Annotated in this window: 14 protein-coding genes; 4 read left to right on the top strand and 10 right to left on the bottom strand. The window is 72.9% G+C overall.

Annotated elements, in window-relative coordinates:
• The 3 genes from N912_RS0105860 to N912_RS59970 form a co-directional block, all read right to left on the bottom strand.
• Nucleotides 1–1,293 (bottom strand): NAD(P)/FAD-dependent oxidoreductase, encoded by a 1,293-nt coding sequence (locus N912_RS0105860; RefSeq protein WP_028921708.1) that lies wholly within the window; start codon nt 1,291–1,293, stop codon nt 1–3.
• Complete coding sequence (locus tag N912_RS0105855) at nt 1,290–2,402, bottom strand: mandelate racemase/muconate lactonizing enzyme family protein (protein WP_028921707.1); 1,113 nt, start codon at nt 2,400–2,402, stop codon at nt 1,290–1,292. Before N912_RS0105855 ends, N912_RS0105860 begins: the two co-directional genes overlap by 4 nt.
• 232 nt (nt 2,403–2,634) lie before the next feature.
• Nucleotides 2,635–3,330, bottom strand: a complete 696-nt coding sequence (locus tag N912_RS59970) for a FadR/GntR family transcriptional regulator (protein ID WP_051579729.1) — start codon at nt 3,328–3,330, stop codon at nt 2,635–2,637.
• 197 nt (nt 3,331–3,527) lie between these two features.
• Here N912_RS59970 and N912_RS0105845 point away from each other — a divergent pair, with 197 nt between their 5' ends.
• The gene (locus tag N912_RS0105845) at nt 3,528–4,928 is read left to right on the top strand and encodes an MFS transporter (RefSeq protein ID WP_028921706.1); all 1,401 of its coding nucleotides are present in this window, start codon (nt 3,528–3,530) and stop codon (nt 4,926–4,928) included.
• Complete coding sequence (locus N912_RS49735) at nt 4,925–6,151, top strand: metal-dependent hydrolase family protein (protein ID WP_051579727.1); 1,227 nt, start codon at nt 4,925–4,927, stop codon at nt 6,149–6,151. The genes N912_RS0105845 and N912_RS49735 overlap by 4 nt, the downstream gene beginning before the upstream one ends.
• A gap of 96 nt (nt 6,152–6,247) precedes the next feature.
• Here N912_RS49735 and ccrA read toward each other — a convergent pair whose 3' ends face one another.
• From ccrA to N912_RS66410, 6 genes are all read right to left on the bottom strand, one after another.
• Entirely contained in the window at nt 6,248–7,498 is a 1,251-nt protein-coding gene (gene ccrA, locus N912_RS0105835; protein WP_245645189.1) for a crotonyl-CoA carboxylase/reductase, read from the bottom strand.
• A 10-nt stretch (nt 7,499–7,508) separates the two neighbouring features.
• The gene (locus N912_RS0105830; RefSeq protein ID WP_028921704.1) at nt 7,509–9,581 is read right to left on the bottom strand and encodes an acetate--CoA ligase family protein; all 2,073 of its coding nucleotides are present in this window, start codon (nt 9,579–9,581) and stop codon (nt 7,509–7,511) included.
• Nucleotides 9,578–10,378: an enoyl-CoA hydratase/isomerase family protein gene (locus N912_RS0105825; protein WP_051579726.1), complete on the bottom strand. Its 801-nt coding sequence runs from the start codon at nt 10,376–10,378 to the stop codon at nt 9,578–9,580. Before N912_RS0105825 ends, N912_RS0105830 begins: the two co-directional genes overlap by 4 nt.
• Complete coding sequence (mctP, locus tag N912_RS49730; protein ID WP_051579723.1) at nt 10,330–11,925, bottom strand: monocarboxylate uptake permease MctP; 1,596 nt, start codon at nt 11,923–11,925, stop codon at nt 10,330–10,332. The genes N912_RS0105825 and mctP overlap by 49 nt, the downstream gene beginning before the upstream one ends.
• The gene (locus tag N912_RS0105815; RefSeq protein ID WP_028921702.1) at nt 11,922–12,134 is read right to left on the bottom strand and encodes a DUF3311 domain-containing protein; all 213 of its coding nucleotides are present in this window, start codon (nt 12,132–12,134) and stop codon (nt 11,922–11,924) included. The genes mctP and N912_RS0105815 overlap by 4 nt, the downstream gene beginning before the upstream one ends.
• A gap of 111 nt (nt 12,135–12,245) precedes the next feature.
• Nucleotides 12,246–13,478, bottom strand: a complete 1,233-nt coding sequence (locus N912_RS66410) for a PucR family transcriptional regulator (protein WP_051579721.1) — start codon at nt 13,476–13,478, stop codon at nt 12,246–12,248.
• A gap of 92 nt (nt 13,479–13,570) precedes the next feature.
• On the opposite strand from N912_RS66410, the gene N912_RS0105805 reads away from it, so the two are divergent.
• On the top strand, nt 13,571–14,767 hold the full coding sequence (locus N912_RS0105805; RefSeq protein WP_211261185.1) for an MFS transporter: 1,197 nt from the start codon (nt 13,571–13,573) through the stop codon (nt 14,765–14,767).
• Entirely contained in the window at nt 14,764–14,901 is a 138-nt protein-coding gene (locus N912_RS63270; protein WP_156993189.1) for a hotdog family protein, read from the top strand. The genes N912_RS0105805 and N912_RS63270 overlap by 4 nt, the downstream gene beginning before the upstream one ends.
• Before the next feature lie 120 nt (nt 14,902–15,021).
• Here the strand turns inward: N912_RS63270 and N912_RS64435 are convergent, their stop codons facing one another.
• On the bottom strand, nt 15,022–15,729 hold the full coding sequence (locus N912_RS64435) for a DUF1275 family protein (protein WP_169747814.1): 708 nt from the start codon (nt 15,727–15,729) through the stop codon (nt 15,022–15,024).
• Between the last annotated feature and the right edge of the window lie 46 nt (nt 15,730–15,775).

Below are 15,775 nucleotides of genomic sequence, written 5' to 3'. Positions count from 1 at the left end.
TCAGATGGTCATCTCCGGCTGGGGGACCGGCCCCTCGGCGAACCGGGCGAGCCGGAACTCCTCGATGTCGCGCGCGGTGCGGCCCTCGGTGGCCAGGTCGGCGGCGATCTCGCCGAGCACCGGCCCGAGGGTGAAACCGTGCCCGCACAGCCCGGTCACCAGGGTGAGCCCGCTCGGGCCGGCGCCGCCGTCGATGATCGGCAGCCCGTCCGGGGTCATGTCGACCACGCCGCCCCAGTACCGGGACACCGCGACGCCGCGCAGCGCGGGCACCACCGACGCGAGGCGGGCCAGCGCGGAGTCCACCAGCGGGCGGTCGCACGGCGGTTCGGGCGAGACGTGCGGGACGTGCTCGGGGGACAGGGTCGAGCGGGTCCTGACCTGGTGGGCGATGCGCGCGAGGTCCACGGACAGGCGCAGGTTGCGGCGGAAGGCCAGCGCGCGGGGCAGCCAGTAGCGCAGGCCGTGCAGGTCGGCCAGCGAGACGCCGTGCGCGACCCTGGCGTTGAGCCCGGCGCTGACGATCAGCTTGCCGTTGGGGCGCTGCACGGCGCCGAACCCGAACGCCCGGATGCTCTGGGCGAACAACGGCTCGGCGGGCTCGGTCTCCAGCTCGGACATCACCACCGGCATGATCGGCACGGACAGCCCGACGGTGCGGGCCAGGTGCGGCGTCCAGATCCCGGCGGCGACCACGACGGCGCCGGCGCGGATCGAGCCCTCGGTGGTGTCCACGCCGGTGATCCGGGCGCCGGCCGCGAGCAGCCGGACGGCCTTGACGCCGTAGGCCGGGTGCGCGCCGGCGGCCCGCGCCCGGCGGGCGTAGAGCTCGGTGCCCTTGCGGGGGTGGCAGTGCGCGTCGCCGGGGCTGCACATCGCGCCGAGCAGCGGGCCGGTCGCGGACGGCATGACCTCGCGGGTGGCGTCGGCGTCGAGCAGCTCCACTCCGGTAAGGCCGGCGCGGTGTGCCTCGGCGACAAGCGCGCGCAGCCTCGCCAGCTCCTCCGGCCTGGTCAGCAGGTAGAGGTTGCCGCCCGTGACCAGCTCGAAGTCGCCGTCGGCGGCGGCCTCGGTCCACAGCCGCAGGGCCTCCTCGGCCAGCCGTAGCTCGGCGCCGTGCCGGCCCTGAACACGCAGTGAGCCCTGCGCCCGCCCGGACGCCTCGCGGGCGGGGCCGTCCTCCTTGTCCAGCAGCACCACGGTGGCGCCCCGGGCGGCCACGGCGGCGGCGGTCGCGGCGCCGGTGACGCCGCTGCCGACGACCACGACGTCGGCGCTCGCGGGCAGGCTCATGAGCTTCTCCTGGCGTCCAGGCGGGCCAGCTCGCGTTCGTCGACGGTCACGCCGAGCCCCGGACCCTGGGGGACGGCGACGTGGCCGTCGATCACCTCCAGCGGCTCCTCGGTGAGCCGCTCGCGGTACTTCAGCGGGCCCATCAGGTAGGACGGATAGGCGAGCCGGGGGAGCGCGGCGGCCAGGTGCAGGCCCATCGCGGTGGCCAGCTCCATCTCGATGACGCTGCCGACCATGACCTCCAGCCCGGCGCCCAGCGCGATGTGCGCGGCGTGCAGCGCGGCGGTCGGGCCGCCGAGCTTGGAGTGGCCGAGGTTGACCACCGTCGCGGTCCGGTCCCTGGCCACGGCGGCCGCGTCGGTCACCGTCCGCACGCTCTCGTCGGCGGCGACGTCCACCCGCAGCTCGCCCACCAGCCGGCGCTGGAAGTCGGCGGCGGCCGGCGGCAGCGGTTGTTCGAGCATGCGCAGCCCGATCTCCTCGACCCGGGGCAGCGCCCGCACCAGGTCGCTGGGCGTCCACATGCCGTTGACGTCGACGAACAGCCCGATGTCCGGGCCGACCGCGTCGCGCACCGCCGCCAGCCGGTCCAGGTCGGCGTCCAGCTCGCCTCGGCCGGCGTAGAGCTTGAGCCAGCGGTAGCTCGCGGCCTGCTCGCGGGCGGTGTCCGCGACCTTGCCGGCGTCCGCGTCCCAGCCCACCGAGCCGTGCACCTCCGTCCGCTCCCGGTAGCCGCCGCCGAGCAGCACGTGCACCGGCACGCCGAGCGCGCGCCCGAGCAGGTCCAGCAGCGCGGTGTCCACCGCCGCGGTGGTGAACGGCGCGAACCTCAGCGCCCGGCCCAGCTCGTCGAGCAGCGGCAGCCGCCGCTCCGGGTCCTTGCCGACCAGCACCGGCGCCACCCTGGACTCCACCAGCTCCACGATGGACGCCTGGGTCTCGCTGGTGAACGCCGGCACCGGGCAGGCCTCGCCGTACCCGGTGACGCCGTCCTCGGTGCGGACCACGACCACGACGTTCGGCGACGTGGTGCGGTCGGTGGTGCCGAACCGGAACGTCGAGCGGAACGACGCGGCGATCGGGACGGCCTCGACAGATTGGATCTTCATAGCGGTGCGGCGGCTCCTCTCGGTCTGGGTTCGGTGACACCGTAGAATTGGGTCACCCAATTGTCCAGTGCCGGTTCACTGGACGGGGAGCTACCGTCATGTCCTGTTGATCATCGGCAACAGGCACGCGCGTCCCCCGAATCGGACAGTTCGCGGGATGAGTCCGGTGATCCAGGCGCCGGCCTCGGCTCGTGCCGAGGGGAGTCGGCCTGGGTGCCAGCCGCGTGGCGTCCTAGTCCGTGTCGTCGGCCGACGTGATGACGGATCGGGTGCGTTCCAGGTGTCGCTCGACCAGTCGCCGGGTTTGGGCCTCGTCTCGGGCGGCGATGGCCAGCGCGATTTCGTGATGCTCCGTGCGCATCCGTTCGAGCTCGTTGTGGTCGTCATAGCGATCCCGGGGATGCAGGGCGCCCTGTAGCTCGGCCTGCTGGCGGCACATCCGTTCAAGCGCGAAGTTGTGGCTGGCGGCCGCGATCGCGGTGTGGAACTCCAGGTTGTCCTCCCACGAGGAGAGCGTGGCGGCCAGCTCGATGAGCCGCTGCGCCTCGTCCCTGGTGCGCCGTTGGCACGCGAGCACGGCGACGTGAGCTTCCAGGATGATCCGCGCTTCGAGCAGGTCCGCGATCGAGGCGACCTCGAGGGCCGACGAGCTCACCCCACGCTCGGATCCGCTCACGTCCCGGAGGTACCGACCGGCGCCACGTCGCGAGACAACGATGCCGCGCTCCTCCAGCACGCCGAACGCCTGGCGCAGGACGTTCCTGCTGACCCGCAGGGTCTCGGCGAGCTCGCGTTCGGTGGGCAGCGCGCCGCCGGGCTGGATGCCCCGGGACTCGACGACCTCGAGCACCCGGTCCACGACCGACTCGTACAGGCGCGGGAGGCGCTCCGCGGCCGCCGGCGCGGGGGCGAGCGAACCGCGGTCCATCAGCGCTCTCCGATCCGTGGTGGTGCCGACAACCCGAGAACAACGTAACCCACTGGGGGCAGCTGGGAGGTCCGCGTGGCTCGGCAATCGAGGTCCGAACGTCAGACCTGGACATGTGGGTGACCCAATTTGTAGGCTTCGGCGGACCGATCGGGATTACCGGGGCACCTCCCAGCGACGCGAGGAAAGAGGCGATCATGGAACTTCTGGCCCGGCTCGAACGGTTACCGCGCTCGGCGGTGCAGCGCAAGATTCTCACCCAGGGCGGCCTGGGCTACATGTTCGACTCCATGGACTCCGGGATGGTGGCCTTCGTCCTGCCCGTAATCACCGCGACCTGGGCGCTGAGCTCGGGTCAGACCGGTGTGCTGGGCTCGGCCCTGTACATCGGCTACATGTTCGGGGCGCTGTGCGCCGGCCTGCTCGGGGACAGGTTCGGGCGTCGTCGGGTGATGATGTACGCCCTGGGCATCTACACGCTGTCGAGCCTGGTCGCCGCCTGCGCTCCGACGTGGGAGTTCATGTTCGCGTTCCGGGTGATCGGGGGGTTCGGCACCGGCGCGGAGAGCGCGATCATCGCGCCGTACGTCGCGGAGTTCTTCGCCGCCCGGTACCGGGGCCGGTACCTGGGGCTGCTGTCGGCGTTCTTCGCCTACGGCTTCATCCTCGCCTCGGTGATCGGCTACCTGGTCGTGCCGGCGTTCGACGCGGGGTGGCGGGTGGTGCAGGTGGTCACGGCGGTACCGATCGTGCTGCTGCTGTGGTGGCGGCGGGGGCTGCGCGAGTCGCCCCGGTTCCTCATCGCGCGCGGTCGCTTCGACGAGGCCGAGCGGGTGGTCGCGGGGCTGGAGGCGGACGTGCGCGCCGCGACCGGTCGCGAGCTGCCGCCGGTGGACCCGCTCGCGGGGCAGGTACGAGGGCCGGGGCCGGCGGGGGCGAGCGACCGGAAGTCGATCATGCAGACGGCCCGGGCGCTGTGGGGTCCGAAGATGGCGAGGACCACGGCGCTGTCCTGGGTCGTGTGGATCACGACGAACTATTGCTACTACGGCTTCCTGACGTTCATCCCCACGCTCCTGGTGAACGAGGGCTTTTCCCTCACCCGCAGCTTCGGCTATTCGATCTTCGTTTATGTGATGCAACTGCCCGGCGTATTCGGGCTGTCGTACCTGGCGGATCGGATGGAACGCAAGACGGCGCTGCTGATCTTCGGCGCCGGCGCAATCCTCGGCGCAGGCTGGCTGGCGCTCGCCGGCGGGCCGGTGAGCATCCTGGTCGCCTCCGGCGTGCTGTCGATGTTCATGAAGGGGGTGTTCGCGCTGCTCTATATCTACACCCCCGAGGTCTACCCCTCGGCGATCCGGGCCAGCGGTATGGGCGCGGCCTCGGCGGTGGGTCGGGTCGGCAGCATCGCCGCCCCACTGGTCATCGGTTTCTCGTACCCGCACCTGGGGTTCGCCGGGGTCTTCGCCGTCACCGCCGGCGTGCTGCTGCTCGGTGTGCTTGCCGTCGTCGCGCAGGGCAGGTCAACCACCGGGCGCGCCCTCGAGGAGATCAGCGAGGGCGCGCCCCCACTCACAAGGAGGTCCGAACGATGAGCGTCAGCCCGGAGAAGGTCGCCTACTCCGCGTCCAGGGTGCTCCCCGACGCGCACGCCGAGCCGATGGTGGATGCCTCGGTCGTGGTTGAGGACGGACGGGTGGTCGCGGTAACCCGGCGCGCCGGGATTCCGAGCGGCTATCCGGAGGTGGACCTGGGGGACAGGTGGCTGCTGCCCGGCATGATCGACCTGCACGTGCACCTGGTGTGGGACGGCAGCGCCGAGCCGTTGCGGGCCATGCAGTCCGAGTCCGCCGAGCTGACCGCGATCAGGTGCGTCCAGCGGGCGCATCGGCACCTCGTCAACGGCGTGACGACGGTTCGGGACGTGGGCGGACCTCACCGGATGGTGCTCGCGGCCCGGAGCGCCATCGAGGACGGCGTCGCCAGCGGGGCGCGGGTGCTCGCGGCGGGCAGCCCAATCGTGATGACCGGCGGTCACGGTCATGAGATGGGTGTGATCGCCGACGGTGTCGACGGCGTGCGGTGGGCGGTGCGCTCGATGCTCGCCGAGCACGTCGACCTCATCAAGGTGATGGCCGGGGGCGGGGTGTTCCCCCGGGGCGAGCGCCTGGACAGCGTCCAGCTCGGGCTGGACGAGTTGACCGCAGCGGTGACCGAGGCGCACAACAACGGCCGGCGGGTGGCGGCGCACGCGCACGGGCTCAGGGCGATCAAGAACTCGATCGTAGCCGGGGTGGACACGATCGAGCACTCGTGCTTCCTGGATGCGGAGGCGGCGGCCCTGGCCAAGGAGAACGACCAGGTCATCGTGCCGACGCTGGTGGCCTTCCACCGCTACGTGGAGCTCGGCACTGAGAACGGCCTGCCCGCGCACCCGGTCGAGAAGGCCGGCCGGGCGCTCACGGGTGGGTTCGAGGCCGTCGGGCACGCCCGCGCGGCCGGGGTGCCCGTCGGTGCCGGCACCGACGCCGGAGGCCGGGGCAAGCCCCACGGCTGCCTGGCGGCCGAGCTCGAACTGCTGGTCAAGGCCGGGCTGACCCCGCGGGAGGCGCTCGCCGCCGCGACCACCGTCGCCGCCTCCGCGTGCGGACGCGACGACCTGGGCGCCCTGCGCGCCGGCGCGGCTGCCGACCTCATCGCCACCGAGGCGGACCCCACCGCCGACATCGGCGCGCTCACCCGGATCGACACGGTCATCGCGGGCGGCACGCCGGTCGTTCGGGACGGTCGGCCGGTCCTCGGCACGGTCGGGGGGTGACCTCCGCGCGGGTCAATCCTCGCGGCCGCCGACGACCGCACGCGCCGATTCTGGTCCGCCATACGCCGGCCACGAAGCGATTTGGGAGGCGCAGGGTCAGGCGCGTCCGGCGTCGGGTGCGGCGGACCCGACGAGGGCGGAGATGTTGCCGAAGACGTCCTCGCCCCGGCCCATGGCGGCGTGGGCGGCGCCGATCTGGTCGAACGCGATGGTCCGGCCCAGGACGGGGTCGATCTTGCGGTCGCGGACCAGGTCGTTGTACGCGGTCGCCTGGGCGTCATTGGTGCCGTGCGAGCCCTGCAGGCGCTTCTGGCGCGTCCAGTGGTAGCGCAGGTCGACCATGGCGTCGTAGCCGGTGGTGCCCGCGCAGATGACCACCATCCCGCCGGGGCGGCAGACGAAGATGCTGGTGGGGATCGTCGCGGCACCGGGGTGCTCGAACACGATGGCCGGGTCCTTGCGTTCCCCGACGATGTCCCAGATCCTCTTGCCGAAGGCGCGGGCCTGGCCGGTCCACTGCTTCTGGCCGGCCTTGTCGTCGACCAGCGGCGGGATGCCCCAGTGGTCGAACTCGCGGCGGTTGATCCAGCCGGCGGCGCCGAACTTCTCGGCGTAGGCGCCCCGGTCGGGGTCGGAGACCACGGCGACGGGCGTGGCGCCGGCGAGGCGGGCGAGCTGGATAGCCTGGGTGCCGAGGCCACCGGAGCCGCCCCAGACGAGCACCACGTCCCCGGGCTCCACGGTGTTGCCGGCGAAGCCGTGCAGCATCCGGTAGGCGGTGGTGCCGACCAGGGTGGGGGCGGCGGCCTCGGCCCAGGACAAATGCTCGGCCTTGGGCAGCACCTGGTGCGCCTGCACGCGGGTGAACTGGCCGAACGAGCCGTAGTTGGTGTCGTAGCCGTAGATCCGGGCGGAGTTGGCGATCATCGGGTCGCGGCCCTCACGGACCCACGGGTCGTCGGCCTCCCACCAGCCGGGATGGGTGACGACGTGCTGGCCGACCTCGACGCCGGTGACGTCCTCGCCGACGGCGTAGACGATGCCCGAGGCGTCCGAGCCGCCGACGTGGAAGTCCTCGGTCTCGCCGCGCTTGCGGCGCACGGCGACCTGGTCGACGGGGTAGCCGCGGGCGGCCCAGACGTTGTTGTAGTTGATGCCGGCGGCCATGACGGCGATCAGCACCTCGTCGGGGCCGATCGGCGGGGTCGGCACCAGCTCCGGGGCGAACGCGGTCGCCGGGTCGCCGTAGCGGTCCGGGCGCACCACCTGCGCGTGCATGTGCGAGGGGACCCGGCCCACCGGGGGCAGCTCTCCCACCGGCACCGCCTCCACACCGGCGGTCACCACGGGACGACGCTCAACGGCTGACACCACAAACCTCCATCTTGTTCTTCATGTTGGCCAGGCGGACCCGGCCGAGCGCGGCGATCGCCCGGTCGACGGAGTCGAGCAACGGGACGCCGTGCGCCGCCGCCTCCGCGCGCAGCGTCCGGACCAGGGCGTCCTGCTCGGCGCTGAGGCCGCTGCGCAGGACCAGGGCCAGCGGGACGGCGCCCCGGTCGGCGGTGAGCAGGTCGTTGGTGAGCGTCCGGACCAGCTCGGCGGCGGCCTCGCGGGTCGCCATGTCGTAGACGGTGCCCAGGTCGAGGTACGCGCACAGGCAGTCGACCGCCGGGTCGGCGGCCAGCGCCTCGACGAGCGCTCCGGTGAACGGGCCGGCCTCGTCGTAGAGGGACCAGATCGGGATGTCCACCGGGTTGGACAGGCTGGTGCCGGGGGCATCGAACCGCGCCAGGGCGCTCGCCGTGGCCGGCGAGACCGAGGGCAGCCGCAGCCCGTGCTCATGCGCGGTGTCGGAGCCGACGACGGCCACCCCGCCGCCGCTGCCGACCAGCCCGAGCCCGGCGCCGGCCAGCTCCGGCGCGTACTGCGCGACCAGCAGGGTGTCGAGCAGCTCGTCGAGGCTCTCGACCAGCACCACGCCGGCGGCCGAGGCGGCGTCGCGCGGCAGCCGGGGGTCGCTGGCCAGCGCGCCGGTGTGCGAGGCCGCGGCGGCGCCACCGGCCGCGCTGCGCCCGCCCTTGAACAGCACCACCGGGGTGGTCATGCTCGCGGCCAGCCGGAAGAAGCGCCAGGCGTCGCGGTCGTCCTCCAGGTAGAACGCGGCCAGGGTGGTGCGCGGGTCCGCCTCGCAGAACGCGAGCAGCTCGGCGGGGGACACGTCGTCGCAGTTGCCGACCGAGCTGACGAAGCTGAACCGCAGCCCCAGCTCGGAGCCCCGGCGGACGACGTCCCCCGCGTAGGTGCCGGACTGGGAGATCACCGCGATCGAGCCGGGTTCGTCGGCGGAGGCGTCCGGGCCGATCATCGTCAGCCGGGAGTGCGGGGAGTAGTGGCCGATGCAGTTCGGGCCGAGCACCCGCATCGACGTGCCCGCGACCACCTCGGCGAGATCGGGGGTGTCGGCGGTGTAGACGTGCGCGGTGCGGGTGCCGAGGGCGGCCAGCTCGCGCAGCGCCTCCGGGACCGCATCGGCGGGCAGTGCGACTACCGCGCGGTCGACGTTCTTCGGGAGTTGAGCGACGGCCGCGACGGCGGGGCGGCCGAGGATCTCGGTGGCCGAGCGGCTGACCGGGTAGAGATCGCCGCCGAAGCCCTGTTCGAGGGCGGTGCGTACCGCCCGGTGGCCCATCTTGCGGGGGTCGGCGGACGCGCCGAGGACCGCGAGCGAGGTCGGGTAGATCGCCGGCCGCAGCTGGTCGTACGCGTCCTCGGGGCGGGGGAGCGCGGCCGGTGTGCCGCCGGAGCGGGCGACCGCGCGGGCGTCGACGGCGACGATCCGCTCGGGCCCGACGACTATCGGGTTGAGGTCGACCTGGTCGACGTCCTCGGACAACAGCAGGTCACCCAGGCGCACCAAGAGATCGGCCAACGCATCGCGGGCCGAGGGAAGCCGGCGCCGCAGCACGGCGCCGATCCGGGTGCTGTCGATGAGCGCCTCGGCGGCCGCGCGCGCGAGCGGTACCAGGCCGAACGCCACGTCGCCGAGGACCTCGACGTCCACACCCCCCGAGCCGACCATCACGATCGGCCCGAACCCCGGGTCGTGCAGGGCGCCCGCGACGACCTCCAGCCCCGGCGGGACCATCGGCTCAACGGTCACACCGCGCACCTCGACGCCGCGCGCGCGTTGCTCGGCGAACAGCCGCTCGACGGCGCCGCGCACGTCGCCGGGCTCGACGCCGAGCAGGACACCTCCGGCCTTGCTCTTGTGCACCACTCCGTCGGCGACCAGCTTGATCGCGACGGGCCCGTCGAAGGCGGCGCGTTCGGCCTGCTCGGCGGTCTCGGCGAAGGTCACCGGGTTGGCCGGGATGCCGTGGCGGATGGCCAGCTCGCGGACCACGTCCTCGCGCAGCCGAGTGCTCACGCCAGCACCTCGCCGAGCCGTCGGTGCAGGTCCTCCGGCGGGTCCGGGTAGGCGGGCGGGCGCCGCTGGAGGAACGACTCGACCCCTTCGGCCCCGTCCGGCAGCTCGCGGACCACCGCCGCCAGCGCAGGCTCGGCGGCACGGCCGGCGTCCAACCCGTCCGACAGGGTGTGCGCCAGCCCGGCCTTGATCGCCGCCACCACGGCGGGGGACACGGCGGCGATGGACCCGGCGAGCGCCAGCGCCCCGTCCAGCGCGTCGTCGTGGACCTCGGTGACGAACCCGTGCCGCAGCGCCTCGGCCGCGTCGAACGGGGCCGCCGTGGCCAGCCACCGAAACGCCACCGGATAGCCGACCACCCCGAGCAGCCTGCTCAGCTGCCCACCCACCGGCACCAGCCCGATCGCCGCCCCAACCGCGCAGAACCGGGCGCCCGGCGACGCCACCCGCAGGTCGCAGTTCAGCGCCAGGATGAACCCCGCCGCGTAGGCGGGGCCGTCCACCGCCGCGATCACCGGCGTCCGGATCTCGGCGGGCCGGGTGAACGCCGCGTTCGCGACCGGGTCGCCGGCCGTCTCCGGGTCGTCCAGCACCTCGCGCAGGTCGTGCCCGGAGGAGAACGCCCCCTCGGCGCCGGTCACGACGATCACGCGCACCGCCGGGTCGGCGTCCGCGCGGTCCAGCTCGCGCAGCAGTGAAGGGGCCATCTCCCCGGAGAAGGCGTTGCGCTTGGCCGGGTTGTCGATGGTCAGGACGCGGACGGCGTCCCGGTCACGGACACGGATTCCTGGAGGCACTGTCTCTCCCTTCTTCTGGTCGGCGGGACGGCCCTGGCCAGCACGCTGCCCACGACGGTCACCAGTAGGTTGAGCACCAGCGCCGAGATGGCGATGTAGATCGGGCTGGTCAGCGGGTAGGCGACGGCGGTGGACCCGCCGAACGGGGCGCCGCTCGCGGTCTTCACCTGGTACGCGGCCCATGTCCCGTACGCGACGCCGGCCAGCAGCCCGGCGAGCAGCGCGCGGCGGTCCGCGAACCGCGTGGTGAACAGCCCGAACAGCACGGCCGGCAGGGTCTGCAGGATCCAGATGCCGCCGAGGAGCTGCAGGTTCAGCGCAAACCTCGTGTCCAGGGTCAGCACGAACACCAGGGCGCCGACCTTCACCAGCACCGACACGACCTTGGACACCCGCGTCTCGGACTCGACGCTCACCGGCCGGCGGGCGAACTGGCGGTAGAGGTTGCGGCTGACCAGGTTCCCGGCGGCGATGGCCATGATCGCGGCGGGCACCAGCGCGCTCATCGCGATCGCGGCGAAGGCCAGCCCGACGAACCAGGGCGGGAACATCTGGGCCAGCAGCTGGGGCACCGCGTACTGCGGGTTGCCGCCGACGGGCTTGATCCCCGCCGCGAGCGCCATGACGCCGAGCAGCGCCACGAACCCGAGCAGCACCGTGTAGACCGGCAGCACCGACATGTTGCGGCGGACGGTCTTCGCGCCCCGGGAGGCGAACACGCCGGTGATCGCGTGCGGGTAGAGGAAGAACGCCATCCCGGAGCCGAGGGCGAGCGTCAGGTAGACGCTCGGGTTCACGGCGACGGCCGGGTCCAGGTTGGGCGGCGCCGCGGCCGCTGTGGCCCCAGCCCGCAGCGCGTCGGACGCACCGCCGAAGATCGCGCCGAACCCGCCGAGCCTGATCGGGATGACCACGACCGCCGCGATCACCACGACATACGTGAGGCCGTCCTTGACGAACGCGATCAGCGCCGGCGCCCGCAGCCCCGAGGAGTACGTGTAGGCGGCCAGCACGCCGAACGCCACCAGCAGCGGCAGGTCACGCAGGAACCAGTTCGTGGCCGCCGACCCGCCGATGCCCAGCGAGCCGAAGATGACCTCCAGCCCGACCAGCTGCAGCGCGAGGTACGGCAGCGTCGCCAGCAGGCCGGTGAGCGTGATCGCCAGCCCCAGCGCCCGGGAGCCGAACCTGTCGTTGACGAAGTCGGTCAGGGTGACGTACCCGCGCCGGTGCGCCAGCGCGACCAGCTTGGGCAGGAACAGGAACCCCAGCGCGTACAGCACGATGGCGTTGGGGATCGAGTAGAACCCGAACGCCCCCATGCTGAACACCGCCGCCGGGACCGCGATGAGGGTGTACGCGCTGTACAGGTCGCCGCCCAGCAGGAACCAGGTGACGAACGGCCCGAACGCGCGGCCGCCCAGCGCCCATTCGTCCAGCTCGTTGCCGCCCGTGGCGCGCCGCCACCTGGACGCCACGAAACCCATCCCAGTGATCAGCAGCAACAGCGCGACGAAGACGGCGAACGTGACGGCGTTGAAGCTCATCCGTCGTCCTCGCCGGTGAACAGCAGCCGGTAGACGGTGCCGGTGCCGACGGCCGCGAGCACGGCCATGGCCATCTGGAACCAGTAGAAGAACGGGATGCCGCCGAGCGTGGGCTCCGTGCGCTGGTAGAGCGGGACGGCGAGCCCGAGGCCGACCGGGATCGCGATCAACGCGGCCGAGACCGTGAGCTTGAGTGCGTTCTCACCCATTGTGGACTCTCCTATGAGTCGAGGCGTCGGAACGCTAAGGCCGGCGGGCAGCCGGCGACATGAGGAATTGCGAGAACTTTGACCGTGAGAACTCGCGATATCCGCGAAGGGTCAGGCCAGCGGCGCGGTGGTGTCGTGCAGCCGCAGCCCGAGCGCGAGCAGCAGCAGGTCGTCGACGACGGCCGGGTCGCGCCCGGTGAGCGCGTGGATGCGGCGCAGCCGGTAGACGACGGTGTTGGGGTTGACCGACAGCCGGGCCGCCGCCTTCGTCAGGTTGAACCCGGACGTGACGTAGGCGCGCAGCGTCGCCAGCAGCTCGGCGCGCCTGCGCTCGTCGTACTCGGTGAGCGGGCGCACCGTCTCCTCCAGCAGCGCGTCGGTGTGCTGGGTGCCGCGCAGTATCTGGTCGAGCAGCACGTCGGCGAACCTGATCGCGCGCCCGGGCTGGCGGGTCGAGGAGCCCAGGTCGGCGGCCTCGCGGCCCTCGGCGTAGGACCTGCGCACGCCCGGCAGCCCGTGGTGCGCCCGGCCCAGGCCCACCGTCCAACCCCGCCCGGAGGCCACCAGCTTGTCGGCGGCCAGGGCCAGCTCGCGCACGTCCTCGTCGGTCTCGGCCGTACAGATGCAGACGACCTCGGTGTCCCTGGCGCCGACCAGGCAGTTCCTGGACAGCGGCGCGAGGGTGTCCCTGGCGACGCGCATCGCGGCCCGGGCGCCGGAGAACTCGTCGTCGCGCCGGGGCAGCTGGATGACCACGACGACCAGCCGGGCACGCAGGTTCACCGCGAGCACCGCGCTCTGCCGGCGGGCACGCTCGTTCACCGGCTCGCCGCGCAGCAGCGTCTCCAGCACGTCGGCCCGCAGGGCGAACCCGTCGGTGGAGACCATCGAGGACTCGCGGATGTACGCCTCGGTGACCGCCGCCGACACCCGGTCCACATAGGACATCACCTCGCCGGCCATGTCGATGGCCAGCGCCCGTCCGACCTCGTCGTCCCCGGCCAGCTCGGCCATGGTCCGCCACAGGTGGTTGCCCCACAGCCGGAAGGTCCGCAGCAGCGACGGCAGGCTCACCTGCTGGTGCACCCGGCGGGTGGCGCTGCGGCGCAGCCACTCGTCCTCGTCGATCGGCTCCTCGACCCGGTCCCGGAACGCGCGCACGAGCTGCTCGATGTTGAACACCGCGGACTCGGTGACGTCGCGGGTGAGCACGGCCTCGGGCAGGTCCCGGTACTCGGGGACGACCGTGCGGTACTCCTCGACGAGGTGCCGGGCCAGCTCGTGGCGGCGCGCCAGCACCTGGCGCAGGACGTCCTGCCGCCGCGACTCCGGTGTGGCTGCCATTCGAGCACTGTAGCTTCCGAAACAAACCCCGGATCGTCTCTTCGTTATCCGCAATGACCTGGGTGGCCGCGCGGACCTAGCTTCGCCGCGTGATGTTGACCGCCGGGGTTCAGCGGGCCGCCGTTGCGCTGGTCCAGGTGTTCGGTCTCGCCGTGTGGTTCTCGATCTCGGCGGTGGTGCCGAGCGTGAGCCGGGAGTGGGGCATCGGCGCCTCGGCGGCCGTGTGGTTGACCGGCGCCGTCCAGCTGGGCTTCGTCGCAGGCGCGGTCGGGTCCACGGCGTTCAACCTCGCGGACCGCCTCCGCCCGCACCGGCTGCTGGCCGCCTGCGCGGCCGCCGCGGCGGGGTGCACGGTGTTGGTGGCGCTGTTCGCGGACGGCATGGGCGGCGCGGTGGCGCTGCGGTTCCTGACCGGGGTGTTCCTCGCGGGGGTGTACCCGGTCGGGATGAAGCTGATGGCGTCGTGGGCGCCGCCGGCGGCGCGCGGGCGCGCGCTGGGGATCCTGGTGGGGGCACTCACCCTCGGCTCGGCGCTGCCCCACCTGATCGGCGGGCTCGGCGAGCTGCCCTGGCGCGGGGTCCTGGTGGCCGCGGCGGTGGTCGGCGTCCTGGGGGCGGCGGTCGCGGCCACGGTGGTCAGGCCGGGTCCGTACCTGGCCGCCGCCGCGCCGGTGACGAACGCCCGCTACGCGCTGACGATGTTCACCCAGCGCGGCCCTCGGCTGGCCAACCTGGCCTACTTCGGGCACATGTGGGAGCTCTACGCGCTGTGGACCTGGATCCCGACGTTCCTGCTCGCCGCCGCGTCCGGCCGCTCCTTGCCGGCCTCCACCGGCGTCGTCGTGTTCGTCGCGATCGGGGTGGCGGGGGCGGCCGGGTGCCTGGCCGGCGGGTGGGCGGCGGACCGCTACGGCCGCTCGGTCGCGGCGGTCACCGCCCTGGTCGTCAGCGGGGCGTGCTGCCTGCTCTCACCGCTGGCGTTCCGGGCGGGGCCGGTGGTGCTGGTGGCCTTCTGCCTGGTGTGGGGGGCGTCCGTGATCGCCGACTCCGGGGTGTTCTCGACGGCCCTGAGCGAGGCCGCCGACCAGCGCTTCATCGGCACCGCGCTGACGGCGCAGACCGCCATCGGCTTCGCCCTGACCGTGATCAGCATCCAGCTCGTACCCCTGCTCGCCGCCGTGACCGGCTGGCGCTACGCGTTCCTGCTCCTCGCGCCGGGCCCGGTGGTCGGCGCGCTCGCAATGCGAGCCCTCGGCGCCCGGTCCGCCGTGTCGAAGGAGGCCAGATGAGCACATGGACGCAACGGATGCCGGCGGTGGGCGAGACCGCCGAGCTGTCCCGCACCGTCACCGACGAGGACATCACCGCGTTCACCGCGATCAGCGGCGACCGCAACCCGCTGCACAGGACTTACCGCCAATGACGTTCGTAACGTTGCATTCTTAAACCCTCGACGCGCAACAGCCGCCGGACGGCCACGCTCCGCCGTATCCGCAGGTCAGGATCCGTGAGTGGTTAGCGTCGTCATAGCAACGCTAACCACTCACGGGGTCCTGTCTTGGGTAACGGACCGACCTTGTCCGCGGCGGGAGATCCAGTACCGGGTCGCGGCGGCGATCAGTACGAGCGCCAGGATGGCCAGCGGTAGGAAGGTGGCGGCGGCCGCGAGGAACCGGTAGGCCAGGCCGGTGGCGGCGGCGGTGGCCAGGTACGCGGTGACCACCAGCGCCTGCAGTTTCAGCGAGCGGTCGGCCCGGCGGGCGAGCAGCGGGCCGATGCTCGCGCTCACGGTGGTCCACGTCCCGGTGATGTACGTGGTGGACACGGCCACCCCGAGCGAGCGGGTCATGGCGCTCTGCGCGCCCATGGTCGTGCCGGCCAGCGCGATCAGGCCGTAACCGGCGGCGCCGTCCGGTGCGTCGACGCGAAGCCACAGCCACCACCCGGCGAACGCGGCCATCAGCACGACCTCGACCGCGACCACGGCGAGGAGCATCCGGTCGGGACGGCGGCGGTGCCCGGACGCCACCGCGCCCACCACCGCGGCACCGAACACGAACGCGCCCAGCGCGGTCGCCGACCGGGCCGCCGCGGTGAGGTCGCCGGTCGCCAGCCCGATCCCGAGCAGCACCGTGTTGCCCGTCATGTTCGCCGGGAAGACACGGCCCAGCCCCAGGAAGCTGAGCGCGTCCACCGAGGCGGCGACCACGGTGAGCCCGAGCAGCAACGCGCCATGGGGCTGCCTCGCCACCGGCGCCTCACCCCCGATCCGGTCCCGGTCCCGCACAACTACCAGG

This window comes from Actinospineispora acaciae DSM 45401, assembly GCF_000620785.1.
Lineage (GTDB): Bacteria > Actinomycetota > Actinomycetes > Mycobacteriales > Pseudonocardiaceae > Pseudonocardia > Pseudonocardia acaciae.
This window is presented reverse-complemented; position numbering and strand designations above follow the sequence as displayed.

Coding starts and splice junctions, on each gene's coding strand:
- N912_RS0105805 (WP_211261185.1), top strand. CDS start 13,571: ATGTTGACCGCCGGGGTTCAGCGGGCCGCCGTTGCGCTGGTCCAGGTG.
- N912_RS0105855 (WP_028921707.1), bottom strand. CDS start 2,402: ATGAAGATCCAATCTGTCGAGGCCGTCCCGATCGCCGCGTCGTTCCGC.
- N912_RS0105845 (WP_028921706.1), top strand. CDS start 3,528: ATGGAACTTCTGGCCCGGCTCGAACGGTTACCGCGCTCGGCGGTGCAG.
- N912_RS59970 (WP_051579729.1), bottom strand. CDS start 3,330: ATGGACCGCGGTTCGCTCGCCCCCGCGCCGGCGGCCGCGGAGCGCCTC.
- N912_RS49735 (WP_051579727.1), top strand. CDS start 4,925: ATGAGCGTCAGCCCGGAGAAGGTCGCCTACTCCGCGTCCAGGGTGCTC.
- N912_RS0105860 (WP_028921708.1), bottom strand. CDS start 1,293: ATGAGCCTGCCCGCGAGCGCCGACGTCGTGGTCGTCGGCAGCGGCGTC.
- N912_RS0105815 (WP_028921702.1), bottom strand. CDS start 12,134: ATGGGTGAGAACGCACTCAAGCTCACGGTCTCGGCCGCGTTGATCGCG.
- mctP (WP_051579723.1), bottom strand. CDS start 11,925: ATGAGCTTCAACGCCGTCACGTTCGCCGTCTTCGTCGCGCTGTTGCTG.
- N912_RS63270 (WP_156993189.1), top strand. CDS start 14,764: ATGAGCACATGGACGCAACGGATGCCGGCGGTGGGCGAGACCGCCGAG.
- N912_RS66410 (WP_051579721.1), bottom strand. CDS start 13,478: ATGGCAGCCACACCGGAGTCGCGGCGGCAGGACGTCCTGCGCCAGGTG.